A 16018-nucleotide genomic window follows, 5' to 3' on the forward strand; every position below is an offset into this window, starting at 1 on the left:
CCTTGGGCTAATGGGGCAGGGCGCTCAGGCCCGGCCCTCGGCTTCGATCAGCGCCTTGAGGCGCGCAGTATCATAAAGGGTTTCCAGCCGCGTGGCCTCGGCTTGCGCCACGGCCTCCGGCTCGCCCTCGACCTCATAGGGGGCTGCCTTGCGCCATTCCGCCAGATAGGCGTCGGCATCCTTTGCGCCCACCTTCATCGCGCAGCGGTCGATCGCCTGTTCAAAGCGTTCGCTCAGCTGCACCTTGGCGCCGCGCCGTCCCTTGCCCACGATGACCTGGGCGGGGATGTCGCGCCAATAGACGATGGTGACCTCCGGCATCGGTTGATTCCCTCCTCGGTTGCCCTTCGTTCTATGCCTGTGCGCGACCTCTCCGGCGTCGGTTTTCGACATGTGCCACGCAAGTTGCGACAGCGGCCCGCGCGGCGCAGTCCTACGCGCATCCGTGCCACAGCGGGAGAGGGGGCGTTCGGAAAAACATTCATTCAAAGCATGAGTTTTCCGCAACATCCCCTGCGGGGCCGGATCGGCGCTTGCGCAAGGGCGGCATCGCGACTAGGCTTGGATCAACCACATATGGAGGGCGGTCATGACGCCCGAGCGTCCCCGAGGGGAGGACGCGATCCCGCAGCCCGCGACGCAAACGCCGTCGTTCCGGGCGCCTGCGGTCGAACCGTCGCCCCCTCGTTCCGCCCAGTCGGCGCCGCAGCTTTACGCGGCGCTCGATCTGGGCACCAACAGTTGCCGGATGCTGATTGCCCAGGCGAAGGGCAGCCAGTTTCAGGTCGTGGACAGTTTCTCGAAATCTGTCCAGCTTGGCGTGGGGCTCGAAGCCTCGGGCCGGTTGTCGCGCAGCTCCATGGGGCGCACGATCCAGGCCCTGCGCATCTGCCAGAAGAAGATCGAGAAACATGGCGTCAGCCGGATGCGGCTTGTCGCGACCGAGGCCTGCCGCCGCGCCCGCAATTCGCGCGATTTCATGCGCCAGATCCGGCGCGAGACCGGCCTTTCGGTCGAGATCATCCCGGCCGAGGAGGAGGCGCGGCTGGCGGTGATTTCCTGCGCGCCGCTGGTGTCGCGCCGGACCGAGCAGTTGCTGGTGGTCGATATCGGCGGCGGATCTACCGAACTGGTCTGGATCGACCTTTCCGCCGTGCCGCCCGAGGATCGCGCCCGCGCCATCATGCGGCTTCATGCGGGCTTTGCGCCGACCGGGCCGCTGCCGGCGGCGCGGGTGGTGGACTGGATCTCGGTGCCGCTGGGGGTGGCCACGCTCAAGGACCAGTTCGTCGATGTGGAGGATGACGCGGCGCGTTTTGCCCTGATGAGCTGGTTTTTCGAGGAAAATCTGGCCAGCTTTTCGCCCTATAACGCCGACAATCCGCGCGAGGGGTTCCAGATCATCGGCACCTCGGGCACGGTGACGACGGTGGCGGCCAGTTTCCTGAACCTGCGCCGCTATGACCGGACCAAGGTGGACGGGCTGTCGATGACCTCGGACCAGATCGACAGCGTGATCCGCGAATATCTCTCGCTCGGCCCCGAGGGCCGGCGCAGCGACCCGCGCATCGGGCGTGACCGGCATTCGCTGATCATGTCGGGCGCGGCGATTCTTCAGGCCCTGATGCGCATCTGGCCGACCGACCGCCTTTCGGTGGCGGATCGCGGTCTGCGCGAGGGGCTGCTATATGCCCAGATGAGCGCCGATGGCGTTCTCGGAGATGGACCCTACAGATGAAGACACCTTCCAAGTCCGGCGACGGCAAGAATAGTTCGGGGCGCGGCCAGCGTGACCTGCGCGTCAAGGTCAAGACCGCCAAGGGGCGGAAACTATCCTCGACGCTCTGGCTCGAACGGCAGTTGAACGACCCCTATGTGCAGCGCGCCAAGCGCGAGGGCTATCGCGGTCGCGCGGCGTTCAAGATCATGGAACTGGACGACCGCTATGGTTTTCTGAAGCCGGGGGCGCGGGTCGTCGATCTGGGCTGCGCGCCGGGCGGCTGGTGCCAGGTGGCGGTGCCCCGCATCAATGCCCTGGGCGAGAACAGCAGGAAACCGCAGGGCCGCATCATCGGCGTCGATCTGCAAGAGGTGGAGCCGATCGCCGGGGTGGAGCTGCACCAGCTCGATTTCCTGTCCGATGACGCGGATGAAAAGGTCAAATCCTGGCTGGGCGGGCGTGCGGATGTGGTGATGTCGGACATGGCCGCCGCCGCCTCGGGGCACAAGGGCACCGATCACCTGCGCATCATCGCACTGATCGAGGCGGCGCTGGCCTTTGCCTTTGACGTGCTGGAGGATGACGGCACCTTTGTCGCCAAGGTGCTGGCCGGCGGCGCGGAAAACGAGATGCAGACGATCCTGAAGCGCAACTTCAAGAAGGTCGCGAATGTCAAACCGCCCGCCAGCCGGTCGGACAGTTCCGAGAAATTCGTGGTCGCCATGGGCTATCGCGGCCGGCAGGCCGACCCCGCGCCCGAGGATGACGGGATGTGACACGAAAAAGGGCGCCCGAGGGCGCCCTTTTTTCTGCCGGTCTGCCGAAAGGGGCGGTCAGCCGCCCCAGTGCCGCACCGGGCCGCAATCCATATGCACGAAATTCGACCCGGAATAGCGCCCGACCCCGCCCGAGGCGCAGGCCTCAGCCGCGCGGGCCATCTGCCCGACCGAGCGCGATTTCAGCCGCAGGTCGGCCGCCTGGCCCTTCATATGCAGCGAATTCTTGGCAACGCCGCTGGATTTCGACCGCAGCATCGCATTGGTGCGCGGGCTGCGATAGCCCGAGAGCAGCATGAAGGGTTCGGACACGTCAAGCAGCCGATGCGAGGCCGCCATGATATCGACGGTGCGGGGGTCCATGGTCATGGAGTCATCCGTGCGCCAGTCGCGCATGAAGTGATTGATTTCAACCAGAACTTCCTTGATGTATTTGCCTTCGATCCAATAGATCGTGTCCATGCTTTCGCCGGTGCGCCCCGAATACATGCGGATGCGGCGAATGTCGCCGGCGCCCCGCAGCAGGCCGAAAGCGTTGGAATAGGTCGGTGCGGCGACGGCGGCCGTCGCTGCAAACACGCCAAGAAGGCCCCGCCGCGAAAACCCGGTTTGCGCAAGTCTGGTCATGAAAGCCTGTCCCTCGGTCTTCTACCGCATGTGCCTGCGGTTCCTGCCACTTTCCTCAAGTGCCTTTATCTTATGGCACAGGACGAATCGCAACAGAAGCGCAAGTTTGCTCTCCGCTGCCCATCTGACACCCGATCGGCAAAGATTTGCTGAATCCGAAAATGCGTGGGAACCGTTTCAAGCCAGGTTCCGCTCTGTTGCCCAAATGTGACAAAATAGCCCCTTGCCTGCGTCCCGGCGGCCACCCTCACGGCGGTTGTGAATGGACTCGCCCCCGGAAATCCCGGAAATTGGAGAGACGTTCTTGCCGAGGATCCGATGCCTGTTTTTTCCGCCCCGTTTCGCCGCCCGCATCTGACATTTGCGCTTGCGCTGGCTGTCTGTGGGGCCTTTGCGGCGCCCGGTGCGGCCCAGGTCATCGACCCTTTCACCCAATCGCTTGCCGTGGCCGCCGCCGAGGATGAGGCGATCGCAAGCTTTTACGCGGCGCGCGCCTATCAGCCGGTCTGGACCGGCGCCGCCGATGCGGAGCGGCGTCAGCAGCTTCTGGCGGCCTTTGTGACGGCGGCCGATCACGGGCTGCCGGTGCAGCGCTATGATGCGCGCGCGCTGGCCGATGCCTTTCGCGCCGCGGTGACCGAAGGCGATCGTGGCCGGCTGGAGGTGCGGATGACCCGCGCCTACCTGACCTTCGTGCATGACCTGCATTCCGGCGTGCTGGACCCCAAGCGGATCGACCCGACCATCGTGCGGGATCTGCCGCGCATTCCGGCAGCGGCATCGCTGGCCGCGATCACCGGGCCGGATTTTCAGGGCTGGCTGGCCGCGCTGCCGCCTTCGGCGCCAGCCTATGCGCAACTGATCAAGGCCAAGCTTCGGCTGGAGGGCCAGATCGCCAAGGGTGGATGGGGGCCGGCGCTGGCCAAGACCACGCTGCAACCGGGCAGCAGCGGCGAGGCGGTGGTGGCGCTGCGCGACCGGCTGGTCGCCATGGGCTATCTCGGGCGGTCCTCCACCCGCGAATTTGACGGCGAAGTGCAAAAGGCGGTGCAGCGGTTCCAGGTAAGCCACGGGCTTGAACCCGATGGAATTGCTGATGAATCCACGATTGCCGAGATCAATGTCGCCCCCGAGGCGCGGCTGCAATCCGTGCTGGTCGCGCTGGAACGCGAACGCTGGATCAACATCCCGCGCGGCAAGCGCCATATCTGGGTCAATCTCACCGATTTCACCGCCCGCATCATGGATGACGGCAAGGAAACCTTCGTCACCCGTGCCGTGATCGGCAAGGAGGTGAAGGACCAGCGCACGCCCGAATTCTCGGACGAGATGGAATATATGGTCGTGAACCCGAGCTGGTCGGTGCCGCGCTCCATCACGACCAAGGAATATCTGCCGCTTTTGAAGAAAAACCCCAATGCCGCCGGGCATTTGCAGATCGTGGATCGCAATGGCCGGGTGGTCAGCCGGGGGTCGGTGAATTTCGGCAAATATACCGCCGCGAATTTCCCCTTTGCCATGCGTCAGCCGCCCTCGGATGGCAACGCGCTTGGGCTGGTGAAGTTCATGTTCCCCAATCAGTGGAACATCTATCTGCATGATACGCCGTCGAAATCCCTGTTCGACCGCGAAGTGCGCGCCTTCAGCCATGGTTGTATCCGGCTGGGGCAGCCCTTTGAATTCGCGCAGGCGCTGCTGGCGGTGCAAAGCGACGATCCGGTCGGCATGTTCAAGGCAGCCCTTTCCAGCGGCCGCGAACAGGCGCTGAAGCTGGAACAGCATGTGCCGGTGCATCTGGTCTATTTTACCGCTTTCCCCGGCGCCAAGGGCGAAATGAACTATCGCCGCGACATTTACGGCCGCGACGCGCTGATCCATGACGCGCTGATCGAGGCCGGGGTGGCGCCGGGCGGTCATCAGGGCTAAATCAGGGGCGGGGCCGGTTGCCCCGCTGATGAGGGTGCCATGAGCTATACGATCCGGGAAATTGCGGCGGCGCTTGGCGCCGAGGCGGCAGGCGATCTGGAACTGCGCGTGTCGCGCGCGGCCGAGCCGCAGGCGGCGGGGCCGCAGGATCTGGCACTGGCGATGGACCCGAAATATGCCGAAGGGCTGCGCGCCGGCGCCGCAGAGGCGGCGATGCTGTGGCCGGGGGCCGACTGGCAGTCGCTGGGCCTGAAGGCCGCGCTTTTCGCCCCGCGTTCGCGTCTGGCGATGGCGGGCCTCAGCCGGATGATGGATCCTGGCCCCGAGATCGCGCCAGGCATCCATGCCAGCGCGGTGATCGACCCGAGCGCCGAGATCGGCGCCGAGGCCGCCATTGGCCCCTTTGTGGTGATCGGGCGGGACGTGCGGATCGGCGCGCGGGCGCGGATCGCCAGCCATGTCAGCATTTCCGAAGGCGCCTCAATCGGTTGCGATGCGTTACTCATGCAGGGTGTGCGGATCGGGTCGCAGGTTACCATCGGCGACCGCTTCATCGGGCAGCCGGGCTGCGTGATCGGGGGCGACGGGTTTTCCTTCGTCACGCCGGAAAAGAGCGGGGTAGAGGAAATCCGCGCAACCCTTGGACATCGCGACGAAATCCGCGAACAGACCTGGACGCGGATCCACAGCCTGGGCGCTGTGACGCTGGGCGATGACGTGGAGGTCGGCGCCAATGCCACCATCGACAAGGGCACGATCCGCGACACCTCGGTCGGGCGCGGCAGCAAGATCGACAATCTGGTGCATCTGGGCCATAACGTGCAGGTCGGCGAGGATTGCCTGATCTGCGGCCAGGTTGGCGTTGCCGGATCGACCCGGATCGGCAATCGCGTGGTGCTGGCGGGGCAATGTGGGGTCAGCGACAACATCTTTGTCGGCGATGACGTGATCGCGGGCGGGTCGTCCAAGATCTTTACCAATGTGCCGGCGGGTCGGGTGATCCTGGGCAATCCGGCGGTGAAGATGGAAACCCAGGTCGAGATCAACAAGGCGCTGCGCCGCCTCCCGCGTCTGGCGGCAACGGTGGCCGAGCTTCAGAAACTTGTTTCAAAACTGTGAGATGACCCCCATATCTTCCCGGCAAGGGATCAGGAGGTGCATATGACGCAGAACGTGACCGAGCGGGTGATCGCCATTCTGGCCGATCAGGCGATGATGGATCCGGCGGCGATCCGGCTGGAGGATACGCTGGCGGATCTGGGGCTCGACAGTCTGGGGCTGGTGGAAAGCCTGTTCGCCCTTGAGGAGGCGTTCGACATTTCGGTGCCGTTCAACGCCAATGAGCCGGCCAAGTCGGATTTCGACCTGTCGTCGGTCGCCGCGATCATCGCGGCGGTGGAGGGGCTGGTCGCCGAAGCGCGGGCCGCATGAGGCGGGTCGTCATCACCGGGGCGGGCACGATCAACGCGCTGGCGCGCGACGTGCCCGGAACCCTGGCCGCCTTTCGCGAGGGGCGCTGCGGCATCGGCCCGCTGGAGTTTCGCGATGTGGAGCGCCTGTCGATCCAGATCGGCGGGCAGGTGCGGGACTGGAACCCGGAACAGCACTTCAACCGCCAACAACTTGTCATCTATGACAAATTCACGCAGTTCACCCTGCTCGCCGCCCGCGAGGCCGTGGCGCAGTCGGGGCTGAATTTCGACGGCCATCTGGGCTATGAGGCCGGTGTCGTGCTGGGCACCGCCGGCGGGGGCGTCAACACCTGGGACGAGAATTACCGCACGGTCTATGAGGAGGGGAAGAACCGCGTTCACCCCTTTGTCGTGCCGCGCCTGATGAACAATGCCGCCGCCAGCCATCTGTCGATGGAATTCAACCTGCGTGGCCCGGTCTTCACCGTCTCCACCGCCTGCGCCTCCAGCAATCACGCCATGGGGCAAGCCTTTCAGATGATCCGCGCCGGGCAATGCAAGGCGGTGCTGACCGGCGGGTCGGAATCCATGCTGTGCTTCGGGGGCATCAAGGCGTGGGAGGGGCTGCGCGTCATGTCAAAGGACGCCTGCCGCCCTTTCAGCCTCAATCGCAACGGGATGGTGCAGGGCGAGGGCGCGGCGGTCTTTGTCTTTGAGGATTACGAACATGCCGCCCGGCGCGGGGCGGAGATTCTGGCCGAGGTGGCGGGTTTTGCCATGACCTCGGATGCGGGCGATATCGTCATGCCGTCGCAGCAGGGCGCCGCGCGGGCGATGGCCGGGGCGCTGCGCGATGCGGGGCTGGCGCCCGATGAGGTGGGCTATATCAACGCCCATGGCACGGGCACCGCCGCGAATGACCGCACCGAATGCGCGGCGGTGGCCGAGGTGTTCGGCGCGGCGGCGGATCGGGTGATGATCTCCTCCACCAAGGCGATGCACGGGCATCTGATCGGCGGCACCGGCGCGGTGGAATTGCTGGCCTGCATCATGGCGCTGCGCGACGGCGTGATCGCGCCGACCATCGGCCATGACGAGCCGGACCCGGAATGCGCGCTGGACGTGGTGCCGAATGTCGCGCGCATGGCGCGGGTGAAGGCGGTTCTGTCCAATGCCTTTGCCTTTGGCGGGCTGAACGCGGTGCTGGCGCTGCGGGCGGCGCCCTGAATGCGGAAAAGGCGAATGCGAAAAGGCCGCGCCGGGGGGGCGCGGCCTTTCCAATGGGCGATCCCGGGCGCGTTACTGCGCGGCCGGCACCGGCATCGAGTCATAGGACTTGGTAAAGCCCTTGAGAGAGATCGACAGATTGACCTTCTGGTCGGGGGCGATTACCGGCACGATGGTCATCGTGGCCTTGTTGCCGCCCTTGAGCGCGGCCAGATCCTCGGCGGTGAAGCCCACGCGGGCGACGCAGCTCTGACGGTCGCACCAGGTATAGGGGTAGATGCGCGGTTTGCCCGAATCGACCTGGATCACCAGATTTTCGGTCAGCAGCGTTTCCAGCGGCACCGAGACGGTGGCGCCGGTCACCGCCTTCTGGCCGGTGGCCAGCGGGAAGACCGAGATTTCGGCGACCGAATTGCCCTTGTCGTCCTTCAGCAGCTGATACATCTGGCAAGGCTCGGTCTGGCCGGCCTCGACGCGGATGCAGCGCATTTCCCAGTCGCCCTCGGTGCCCTTGAGGTAGACCGAGCCCGGGCCATCGGCCGGCTGGGCCGCTGCGGGGGTCTCGGCCGGGGCGGCCGGGGTGGTTGCCGGTGCTTCGGCGGCGGGCGTTTCTGTCGGGGCGGGCTGGGTCGTGTCCTGCGCGACAGCGGCGCCTGCGACCAGGCCCAGCGACAGGGCGAAGGCGACGGCCTTGGTCGTGTCAATCATCGACATCTGCAATGGTCCTCAAATGATGATGGGGCGGCTTTAGCATGGCGGCCTGCCACTGTCACGCCGGCGCCTGCTGGCAAAGGCCGGTTTCCGCCGGTTGTGACCGGGGCAAGTGTGCGGCGGCAAAGTAGAAACTCCGGCATGGCCGGCCTGCGGGCAGGGGCGCAGCGGGCCGGGCGTCGGGAATAAGAAAAGGGCCGGCGGTGCCGACCCTTTTCCTGTCTTTATGCTCCCTGTCGGACTGGCCGACTTCATTGAGGCAGACGCTAGTGCCTGTCAGGCCACAGGTCAACACAATTTTGTGCATGACCCTTGCGAGGCTGCGAAATGGCGCGGGCGGAAAAAGGCCGCGATCCGCAACGGGATCGCGGCAAGGTCAGAGGGAGGAAGTCACACCGGCATCCGACCCGAACGGATGCGGCAAGATGAGGGTGGCACGAAGCGGTTAACATTGTATTTTCGGGGCGAACCGGCGTCAGGCAGGAGATGGATGTGAGCGGTGAGGCAGGGACGATTTTCGTGGGTGGCGGCGGCGAGGGCTATGGCCTGCCGCAGTCGCTCTTGCTCAAATATGGCAACCGCCACGGGCTGATCGCGGGCGCGACCGGCACCGGCAAGACGGTGACCTTGCAGATTCTGGCCGAAGGGTTTTCGGCGGCGGGGGTGCCGGTATTCCTGTCGGATGTGAAGGGCGATCTGTCGGGCCTCGCCGTGGCGGGATCGGCGGCGCACAAGCTGCATGAACCCTTCATGAAGCGCGCGGCCACCATCGGGCTGGATCTGCACTATGCCGCCTGTCCGGTCACCTTCTGGGATCTGTTCGGCGAACAGGGCCACCCGATCCGCGCCACGGTGACAGAGATGGGCCCCTTGCTGCTGTCGCGGCTGCTGGAACTGACCGAGGCGCAGGAGGGCGTGCTGAACGTGGCCTTCCGGCTGGCCGACGAGGAAGGGCTGCCGCTGCTCGACCTCAAGGATTTGCAGGCGATGCTGGTCTTCATCGGCGAGAATGCCGAGACGATCTCCACCCGCTATGGCCTGGTGGCCACCGCGTCGATCGGGGCGATCCAGCGGCGGCTGCTGGTGCTGGAGAATGAGGGCGGCGCGCGGCTGTTCGGGGAACCGGCGCTGGCGCTGTCCGACCTCATGCTGACCGATGCGGCGGGGCAGGGCCGGGTCAATATCCTGGCCGCCGACAAGCTGATGAACAGCCCCCGGCTTTATGCGACCTTCCTGCTGTGGCTCTTGTCGGAACTGTTCGAGGAACTGCCCGAGGTGGGCGACCCCGACAAGCCGAAGCTGGTCTTCTTTTTCGACGAGGCGCATCTGCTGTTCAACGATGCGCCCAAGGCCCTGGTGCAAAAGGTGGAACAGGTCGCGCGGCTGATCCGGTCCAAGGGGGTGGGGGTCTATTTCATCACCCAGAACCCGGCGGATGTGCCCGAGGCGATTCTGGGCCAGTTGGGCAACCGGGTGCAGCACGCGCTGCGCGCCTTTACCGCCAAGGACCAGAAAGACCTTCGTCTGGCGGCCGAGACCTATCGCCCCAATCCGCGCTTTGCCACCGAGGATGCAATCCGCGAGGTCGGCACCGGCGAGGCGGTGACTTCCTTCCTGGAGGCCAAGGGCGTGCCGGGCGTGGTGGAACGCACGCTGGTTCGCCCGCCCGCGTCGCAGGTCGGCCCGATCGACGCGGTGACCCGCGCTATGGTGATGGCCGGATCGCCGGTCAAGGGCAAGTATGACACCATCGTCGATCGCGAATCGGCCTATGAAAAGCTCAAGGCCCGGGCCGAGGTGGCGGCCAGGGCGGCGGCCGAACAGGATCAGGCGGCAACGCGCGATGACCTGCGCATCGACGACAGCGACCTGCGCGAGTTCAAGAAGGGCCGGCGCTATGAGGGCGGGGCGGCAGACAAGCCTGCGCCCAAACCGCGCAGCAGTTCCAGCCGGTCCGACAGCGTGACCGAGGCCTTTGCCAAGAGCTTTGCCCGCCAGCTGGGCTCGCGCTCGGGTCAGGCATTGGTGCGCGGCGTGCTGGGCACCATCTTTGGCACCAAACGCTAAGGGGGGCAGGGCGCGCGTCACCGATCTGGAAACAGTCCGTTTCCGCCATGACAATGCGCCCTGCCTGCCACAATTGGCCGTCACCCCTGTCCTCGACGCCCCGCTTCTGTCGGGGGCGCCCGTAACGAGGAGAGGGTCTGATGGCACTGACGGCAGCCGAGCAATATGCGATCGAACTGTTGAACCGGGCGCGGCTTGACCCCGCGGCCGAGGCGCGGCGGCAGGGCATCGGGTTGAACGACAATCTGCCGGCGGGCACCATCAAGGCGCTGCCGATGCAGGTGGTCGCGCCCTATAGTCCGGGCGAAAAGGCCGCGGTGCTGCATGCGGTCTGGATGATCGAGAATGACGTCTTTTCGCATAATCAGGGCGGCAAGCTGGATCGCGCGGATTCGCGGCTCATGGCCTCGGGCTTTGACACCGGGTCGGGACGCTGGGGCTGGGGCGAGAATCTGGGCGCGCAGACCACGTCGGGGCGCAGCGACCAGACCCTGATCCAGGAATTCCAGAAGGGCTGGATGCTGAGCGCGAGCCACCGCGAGGGCATGCTTGACCCCAATCAGCGCGAGATCGGCTATGCCCATGTGAAGGGCGACCTTTCGGTGCAGGGCGTCACCTTCCAGGAAATCGGCGTCGAGGTGTTTTCCTATTCCGCCAGCCGCGTCTATGTGACCGGCGTCGCCTATGCCGATCGGGACGGCGACGGCTTCTATTCCATGGGTGAGGGGCAGGGCCGGCTGGCCATGTCGATCGTCGGCGGCAAAGCCACCACCACCGCCAGCGCGGGGGGCTATGCGCTTTTGGCCAATGCGGGCGACGAGGTGACGGTGCAGATCGGCAGCGGCGCCTCGGTCACGCGGGTCAGGGTCGATCTGGAGCCGGGCAATGCCAAGCTCGACGTGGTCGGCGGGTCATGGCTCAAGGTCTCGGGCGATACGACGCTGGTTTCGGGCGCGATCCGCAAGGTCGAGGCGCTTGGCATCGGGCATATCGACCTGACGGGCAACGGCTATGCCAACCGGCTGGTCGGCAATCGTGGCAACAATGATCTGACCGGCAAGAACGGTGCCGACCGGCTGTTCGGCAATGGCGGGCATGACAAGCTGGATGGCGGCAACGGCGCCGATGTGCTGAATGGCGGGGCGGGCCGTGACCGGCTGATCGGTGGGGCGGGCAATGACCTGCTGACCGGCGGCGCCGGCCCCGACAAGTTCGTCTTTGCCCTTGGCGGCGATCAGGACCGCATCAGCGATTACAACCTGCGCCAGAACGACCGGCTGCTGCTGGATGATGCGCTCTGGTCTGATGCGGGCACGCTGACCGGCGCGCAGGTGGTCAGCCGCTTTGCCGAGGTGACAAGGGCGGGTGTGCTGTTCGACTTTGGCGATGGCGATACGCTGCAACTGAACGGGGTGAAGTCGCTGGCCGGCCTTGCCAGCCATATCGACATCATCTGACCGGGGTCAGAGCGGGCGGATCTTCAGCCGGGTCAGGCGGTTTTCCCGTCGGGCCGCCACCTCGAAGCGAAAGCCGTGAAAGCTGAAGGCCTGCCCCTCATTCGGGATCATCTGCGCCTCGTGGATGACCAGACCGGCGATGGTATTGGCCTCGTCATCGGGCAGGTTCCAGTCCATCGCGCGGTTGAGGTCGCGGATCGTCATCGCGCCATCCACCACGAAATCGCCATTGGCGTCGCGCTTCAGCCCCTCGTCCTTTTTCACCACGTCGAATTCGTCGGTGATCTCGCCCACGATTTCCTCGATGATGTCTTCCAGCGTGATCAGGCCCTGAAGCGCGCCATATTCATCGACCACCAGCGCGAAATGCGTGCGGCGTTTCAGGAATTCGCGCATCTGTTCATCCAGCGTCGTCGTCTCGGGCACGAAATAGGGCTTCATCGCCACTTTCAGCACATCGAGCCGCGCCAGCCCCTCGGCGCCGTCATCGGCCTCGGAGGTGCCGCGCATCAGGCGTTCCACCTCGCGCAGCAGATCCTTGGCATGGATCACGCCCACGATGTTTTCGGGGTCGTCGCGATAGACCGGCAGGCGGGTATGGGGCGAGGACAGAACCTGATTGAGCAAGATCTCCACCGGCAGGTCGGCATCGATCATCTCGATATGGCGGCGGTGCTTCATCACCTCTTCTACCGTGCGTTCGCCCAGATCGAGCGCCCCCAGCAGGCGGTCGCGATCTTCCTTTTCCACCGCGCCCTCGCTATGGCCAAGCGCAATGGCCCCCACGATTTCCTCACGCATGGCCAGCATGCGGCCATCGTCATTGGGCCGCAGCCCGAACAGCCGCAGCAAGCCGCGCACCAGCAGCCGCACCACCGACACGATGGGCGAGAACAGCGCCATCAGCACCCGGATCACCGGGGCCACGCGGGTTGCCACGGGTTCGGGATAGGTGATCGACAGAGTCTTGGGCAGCACCTCGCCAAAGACCAGCACCAGGACGGTCATCACGATCGTCGCCACCGCCACGCCATTGGCACCGAACAGCTTGGTCAGCAGCGCCGTGGCCAGCGAGGCGGACAGGATGTTGACGATGTTGTTGCCCAGAAGCAGCGCGCCGATCATGCGTTCGCTGTCCTCGGTCACCCGCATCGCGGCATGGGCCCCGCGCGAGCCCCGGTCGGCCTGCGCCTTGAGCTTGCCGCGCGAGGCGGCGGTCAGCGCGGTCTCGGATCCGGAAAAGAACGCCGACAGCACCAGCAGCAGCAGGATGGCGGCGCCCATCATCCAGTCACCCGGCGTCAGCAGGGGGGCGGCGGCGGTGGCGTCGGGGGTCATGTCTTGTCGGTCCTGTCAGCAAGGGGGTGGTGATCCAGCACGAGCGAGGTCAGATGCTCGTCAAGGACATGGGTATAGATCTCGGTCGTGGCAACATCGGCATGGCCCAGCAGGGTCTGGATCACCCGCAGATCGGCGCCGCCCGCCAGCAGATGCGTGGCAAAGGCATGGCGCAGCGTATGGGGCGTGACCTTGGCGGGGCTGACCCCGGCCAGAACCGCGATCTGCTTGATCAGCACATAGAAATGGTTGCGCGTCAGGTGCCCGGCGGCGCCGCGGCCGGGAAAGAGGTGCTTCGCCGCGGGCTGGCCGGCCTTGCGCGCGATATCCTCGGCGCGGTCGCGGCGCTCCAGCCAGTCGGCCACGGCCTCGCGCGCGGGGGGCGACAGCGGCACCATGCGTTCCTTGCCGCCCTTGCCCCGCACCAGGATCATGCGCGGATCGCCCCGCACCGCGGCGACCGGCAGTTCCACCAGTTCGGACACGCGCATGCCGGTGGCATAAAGCAGTTCCAGCAGGGCGCGGTTGCGGATCTGGTCATCGAGCGAGCGGCCCTTGTCGCGCGCGGCCTCCAGCAGGCGGTCCACCTCGTCATGGGTCAGCACCTTGGGCAGCCGCTGGTCCAGCCCCGGCCCCTTGAGCCGCAGCGCCGGATTGTCGGCGCGCCAGCCCTCTTCATGCGCGAAACGATACAGTTGGCGGATCGCCGACAGACGGCGGGCGCGGGTGGCCTTTGACAGGCCCTCGGCCTCGCAGGAAACCAGATAGGCCTCGACCTCGTCGCGGGTGGCCCCGGCGAAATCCTGCCCGCGATGGCCCAGCCAGCCCGCGAAATCCAGCAGGTCGCGGCCATAGGCCAGCCGGGTATTGCGCGCGGCATCGCGCTCGGCGGCCTGCGCGTCGAGAAAGGTGGAAATCCAGCGTTGCATCGCATCGGCCATGGCGCGGTTCAGCCCCGCCGTTCCAGCAGCAGCAATTCCAGTGCGGTGCGGCGGGCGACATCCTCCAGCCCCAGCCGGCGCAACAGCGACAGCCCTTCGGCCACGCCGCGCGGATCGCCGGTCACCCCGCGCCCGACATCGTCCAGTGCCAGCAGCAGCGCCTCGCCCACGCGGCGATCCTCCAGCAGATGCAGCGCCTCGTCGGTGACCTGCGGCGCCAGAAAGGCCGGGCGGATGGCGCGGGACATGCTGTCGGGCGGGGCCAGCCCCTCGACCCGACCGCGCGCGAGGCCGATCAGAAAGGCCTCGGTCAGGTCGGGCGGCGGGCTGGCGGCGGCGCGCGCCTGCGCGGCCTCTTGGTATTGCGGAGAAAGCAGGCCCACGCGAAAGGCCAGCGCGGCCGCCTCGCCGGTCAGCGGCACCTTCATCAGCCTTTCGCCATAAAGCTGCGCGAAGGGGATCTCCAGCTCGACCGAGGTCATGGCGGACCAGGCCTCGGGCAGCGCCTCGGCGATGGCGGCGGGTTCGCCCACCGACAGGGCGCGGTCGAAGCGCTGAAAGGCCGCGACGCGATCCCAGACCCCGCCCGAGGCTGCAGGGCGGCGTTCGGTATAAAGCCCGAGCAACTGGTTGGGGTCGATCGCGCCCATGCGGGCCAGCCGCTCTGCCGCTTCGATCTGCGCCTTCCAGCCGGCTTGCGGGCGCAGCTCGGCATGGCTGAAGGCCACGGGCAGGCCCAGCGTCGGCAGCGGCTCGCCGATTGCCTCATAAAGCCGCCAGACCAGCGGCGTGGGCTGATCGGGCGGCGGCAGCGGATCGGCGCCATCGGCAAGGCCGGGGTCGAGAAAGCGCACCAGCAATTCTTCCTCGGCCGGATCGACCTGGCCAAGCGCCTGCGCCGTGCCCAACGTCAGCGCCGCGGCCTGCCAGTCGCCGGCCCGGGCCAGACAGAAGATGCGCGCGGGCAATGTGGGCGCCAGATGCGGCGCGGCCTGCATCTCGGCGCAGGCGGCATCCTCGGTGCCGGTCAGCAGCGCGATGTCAAAGCGGCGGCGGAACAGGTCGGGCGAGGTGGTTTCCACCATGGCCGTCAGCGCCTGCGCCTGTTCCAGTGCGCCCATCGACAGCAGCTTGTCGATCCGCGCCAGCAACAGCATGCCCTGACCGCCGCTATCGACCGGCGGCTCCGCCTCGGCCAGCAAGAGCGTGAGCAGCAGCCCCTGAAGCGCGGGCAGGGTATCGGTGCGCTCTGCCGTCAGGCGGCGGGCGATATCCTCGGTGCGCGCCAGCGCCCAGAGCCGGTAGGGCAGCCCGGTGCGCGCCGCCGACAAGAGCCCGACCGCATCGGGCGAGGGTTTGCCCAGCACCGTCGCGGTGATCGGGGCGGGGCTCGCATCCTTTGTGATGGCGGGTTCGCCCGGCAGCTTGCGCGGCAGCGGCACCGAGGCGGGCAGGGCCGTGCCGCGCGGCAGGCTGGAACCGGGCTTGACCCCGCCGGCGGGCGGGGCGACCTGCGTGCCCTTGGGCGTCGTCACCGATTTCGACAGCCAGTCGATCGCCGAAAGCGGGCCCTCGGCCCGGGCGGGCAGCGCGACCAGCGTGGCGGCGAGGCAGGCCGCGATCAGCCGCGGGTCAATTGCCATCCAGCGGCACCGGCTTGACCACCTGATTCTGCGCGGGCGCCAGATCGCCCAGATAGGCATAGCCCGTCAGCCCGACAAACCCCACGATCCCCAGCAACAGCACCAGTTTGATGATCCGACCCATGGGCGCGTCTTCCTTCTCGTCTTCCAGCCCCTAAATGACGCCCCCGCCC

The 16018-nt window shown here is 66.5% G+C and carries 15 protein-coding genes; 8 read left to right on the forward strand and 7 right to left on the reverse strand.

Annotation, left to right across the window (positions count from 1 at the left end; genetic code table 11):
- Positions 1 to 24 precede the first annotated feature (24 nt).
- Entirely contained in the window at positions 25 to 321 is a 297-nt protein-coding gene (locus FOA17_RS13910) for a virulence factor (RefSeq protein ID WP_149142112.1), read from the reverse strand.
- A gap of 268 nt (positions 322 to 589) precedes the next feature.
- On the opposite strand from FOA17_RS13910, the gene FOA17_RS13915 reads away from it, so the two are divergent.
- Positions 590 to 1738 carry a Ppx/GppA phosphatase family protein gene (locus tag FOA17_RS13915; protein ID WP_149142113.1) on the forward strand — a complete coding sequence of 383 codons (1149 nt, stop codon included), beginning with the start codon at positions 590 to 592 and terminating at the stop codon, positions 1736 to 1738.
- Complete coding sequence (locus FOA17_RS13920; protein ID WP_149142114.1) at positions 1735 to 2496, forward strand: RlmE family RNA methyltransferase; 762 nt, start codon at positions 1735 to 1737, stop codon at positions 2494 to 2496. Before FOA17_RS13915 ends, FOA17_RS13920 begins: the two co-directional genes overlap by 4 nt.
- 57 nt (positions 2497 to 2553) lie before the next feature.
- Here FOA17_RS13920 and mepK read toward each other — a convergent pair whose 3' ends face one another.
- The gene (mepK, locus tag FOA17_RS13925) at positions 2554 to 3123 is read right to left on the reverse strand and encodes a peptidoglycan L,D-endopeptidase MepK (RefSeq protein WP_149142115.1); all 570 of its coding nucleotides are present in this window, start codon (positions 3121 to 3123) and stop codon (positions 2554 to 2556) included.
- A 318-nt stretch (positions 3124 to 3441) separates the two neighbouring features.
- Between mepK and FOA17_RS13930 the strand changes: the two genes are divergently transcribed.
- The 4 genes from FOA17_RS13930 to FOA17_RS13945 are packed head-to-tail and all read left to right on the forward strand — an operon-like array spanning position 3442 to position 7688.
- The gene (locus FOA17_RS13930) at positions 3442 to 5049 is read left to right on the forward strand and encodes a L,D-transpeptidase family protein (protein ID WP_149142116.1); all 1608 of its coding nucleotides are present in this window, start codon (positions 3442 to 3444) and stop codon (positions 5047 to 5049) included.
- A 39-nt stretch (positions 5050 to 5088) separates the two neighbouring features.
- Positions 5089 to 6168 (forward strand): UDP-3-O-(3-hydroxymyristoyl)glucosamine N-acyltransferase, encoded by a 1080-nt coding sequence (lpxD, locus tag FOA17_RS13935; RefSeq protein ID WP_149142117.1) that lies wholly within the window; start codon positions 5089 to 5091, stop codon positions 6166 to 6168.
- Positions 6169 to 6210: 42 nt separating this feature from the next.
- Positions 6211 to 6480, forward strand: coding sequence for an acyl carrier protein (locus tag FOA17_RS13940; RefSeq protein WP_149142118.1), 270 nt, complete (start codon positions 6211 to 6213; stop codon positions 6478 to 6480).
- Positions 6477 to 7688 carry a beta-ketoacyl-[acyl-carrier-protein] synthase family protein gene (locus tag FOA17_RS13945; RefSeq protein WP_149142119.1) on the forward strand — a complete coding sequence of 404 codons (1212 nt, stop codon included), beginning with the start codon at positions 6477 to 6479 and terminating at the stop codon, positions 7686 to 7688. The genes FOA17_RS13940 and FOA17_RS13945 overlap by 4 nt, the downstream gene beginning before the upstream one ends.
- 72 nt (positions 7689 to 7760) lie before the next feature.
- Here FOA17_RS13945 and FOA17_RS13950 read toward each other — a convergent pair whose 3' ends face one another.
- Positions 7761 to 8402: an invasion associated locus B family protein gene (locus FOA17_RS13950; RefSeq protein WP_149142120.1), complete on the reverse strand. Its 642-nt coding sequence runs from the start codon at positions 8400 to 8402 to the stop codon at positions 7761 to 7763.
- A 483-nt stretch (positions 8403 to 8885) separates the two neighbouring features.
- Here FOA17_RS13950 and FOA17_RS13955 point away from each other — a divergent pair, with 483 nt between their 5' ends.
- On the forward strand, positions 8886 to 10466 hold the full coding sequence (locus FOA17_RS13955) for a helicase HerA-like domain-containing protein (RefSeq protein ID WP_149142121.1): 1581 nt from the start codon (positions 8886 to 8888) through the stop codon (positions 10464 to 10466).
- Positions 10467 to 10606: 140 nt separating this feature from the next.
- A complete protein-coding gene (locus FOA17_RS13960; protein ID WP_149142122.1) occupies positions 10607 to 11923 on the forward strand; it encodes a CAP domain-containing protein in 1317 nt (438 codons plus the stop codon).
- Positions 11924 to 11929: 6 nt separating this feature from the next.
- Here FOA17_RS13960 and FOA17_RS13965 read toward each other — a convergent pair whose 3' ends face one another.
- From FOA17_RS13965 to FOA17_RS20310, 4 genes are read right to left on the reverse strand one after another with little or no spacing between them, the layout of a single operon-like run.
- Positions 11930 to 13261, reverse strand: a complete 1332-nt coding sequence (locus tag FOA17_RS13965) for an HlyC/CorC family transporter (protein ID WP_420841715.1) — start codon at positions 13259 to 13261, stop codon at positions 11930 to 11932.
- Entirely contained in the window at positions 13258 to 14202 is a 945-nt protein-coding gene (locus FOA17_RS13970; protein WP_162528265.1) for a site-specific tyrosine recombinase XerD, read from the reverse strand. The genes FOA17_RS13965 and FOA17_RS13970 overlap by 4 nt, the downstream gene beginning before the upstream one ends.
- 8 nt (positions 14203 to 14210) lie before the next feature.
- The gene (locus tag FOA17_RS13975) at positions 14211 to 15845 is read right to left on the reverse strand and encodes a hypothetical protein (RefSeq protein WP_149142123.1); all 1635 of its coding nucleotides are present in this window, start codon (positions 15843 to 15845) and stop codon (positions 14211 to 14213) included.
- A complete protein-coding gene (locus FOA17_RS20310; RefSeq protein WP_275260060.1) occupies positions 15835 to 15969 on the reverse strand; it encodes a hypothetical protein in 135 nt (44 codons plus the stop codon). Before FOA17_RS20310 ends, FOA17_RS13975 begins: the two co-directional genes overlap by 11 nt.
- Positions 15970 to 16018: the final 49 nt, after the last annotated feature.

It is taken from the genome of Gemmobacter caeruleus (genome assembly GCF_008271655.1).
In the GTDB taxonomy this organism is placed as follows: domain Bacteria; phylum Pseudomonadota; class Alphaproteobacteria; order Rhodobacterales; family Rhodobacteraceae; genus Gemmobacter; species Gemmobacter caeruleus.

Coding starts and splice junctions, on each gene's coding strand:
- FOA17_RS13950 (WP_149142120.1), bottom strand. CDS start 8,402: ATGTCGATGATTGACACGACCAAGGCCGTCGCCTTCGCCCTGTCGCTG.
- FOA17_RS13910 (WP_149142112.1), bottom strand. CDS start 321: ATGCCGGAGGTCACCATCGTCTATTGGCGCGACATCCCCGCCCAGGTC.
- FOA17_RS13965 (WP_420841715.1), bottom strand. CDS start 13,261: ATGACCCCCGACGCCACCGCCGCCGCCCCCCTGCTGACGCCGGGTGAC.
- FOA17_RS13930 (WP_149142116.1), top strand. CDS start 3,442: ATGCCTGTTTTTTCCGCCCCGTTTCGCCGCCCGCATCTGACATTTGCG.
- mepK (WP_149142115.1), bottom strand. CDS start 3,123: ATGACCAGACTTGCGCAAACCGGGTTTTCGCGGCGGGGCCTTCTTGGC.
- FOA17_RS13975 (WP_149142123.1), bottom strand. CDS start 15,845: ATGGCAATTGACCCGCGGCTGATCGCGGCCTGCCTCGCCGCCACGCTG.
- FOA17_RS13970 (WP_162528265.1), bottom strand. CDS start 14,202: ATGGCCGATGCGATGCAACGCTGGATTTCCACCTTTCTCGACGCGCAG.
- FOA17_RS13945 (WP_149142119.1), top strand. CDS start 6,477: ATGAGGCGGGTCGTCATCACCGGGGCGGGCACGATCAACGCGCTGGCG.
- FOA17_RS13955 (WP_149142121.1), top strand. CDS start 8,886: ATGGATGTGAGCGGTGAGGCAGGGACGATTTTCGTGGGTGGCGGCGGC.
- FOA17_RS13920 (WP_149142114.1), top strand. CDS start 1,735: ATGAAGACACCTTCCAAGTCCGGCGACGGCAAGAATAGTTCGGGGCGC.
- FOA17_RS13915 (WP_149142113.1), top strand. CDS start 590: ATGACGCCCGAGCGTCCCCGAGGGGAGGACGCGATCCCGCAGCCCGCG.
- lpxD (WP_149142117.1), top strand. CDS start 5,089: ATGAGCTATACGATCCGGGAAATTGCGGCGGCGCTTGGCGCCGAGGCG.
- FOA17_RS20310 (WP_275260060.1), bottom strand. CDS start 15,969: ATGGGTCGGATCATCAAACTGGTGCTGTTGCTGGGGATCGTGGGGTTT.
- FOA17_RS13960 (WP_149142122.1), top strand. CDS start 10,607: ATGGCACTGACGGCAGCCGAGCAATATGCGATCGAACTGTTGAACCGG.
- FOA17_RS13940 (WP_149142118.1), top strand. CDS start 6,211: ATGACGCAGAACGTGACCGAGCGGGTGATCGCCATTCTGGCCGATCAG.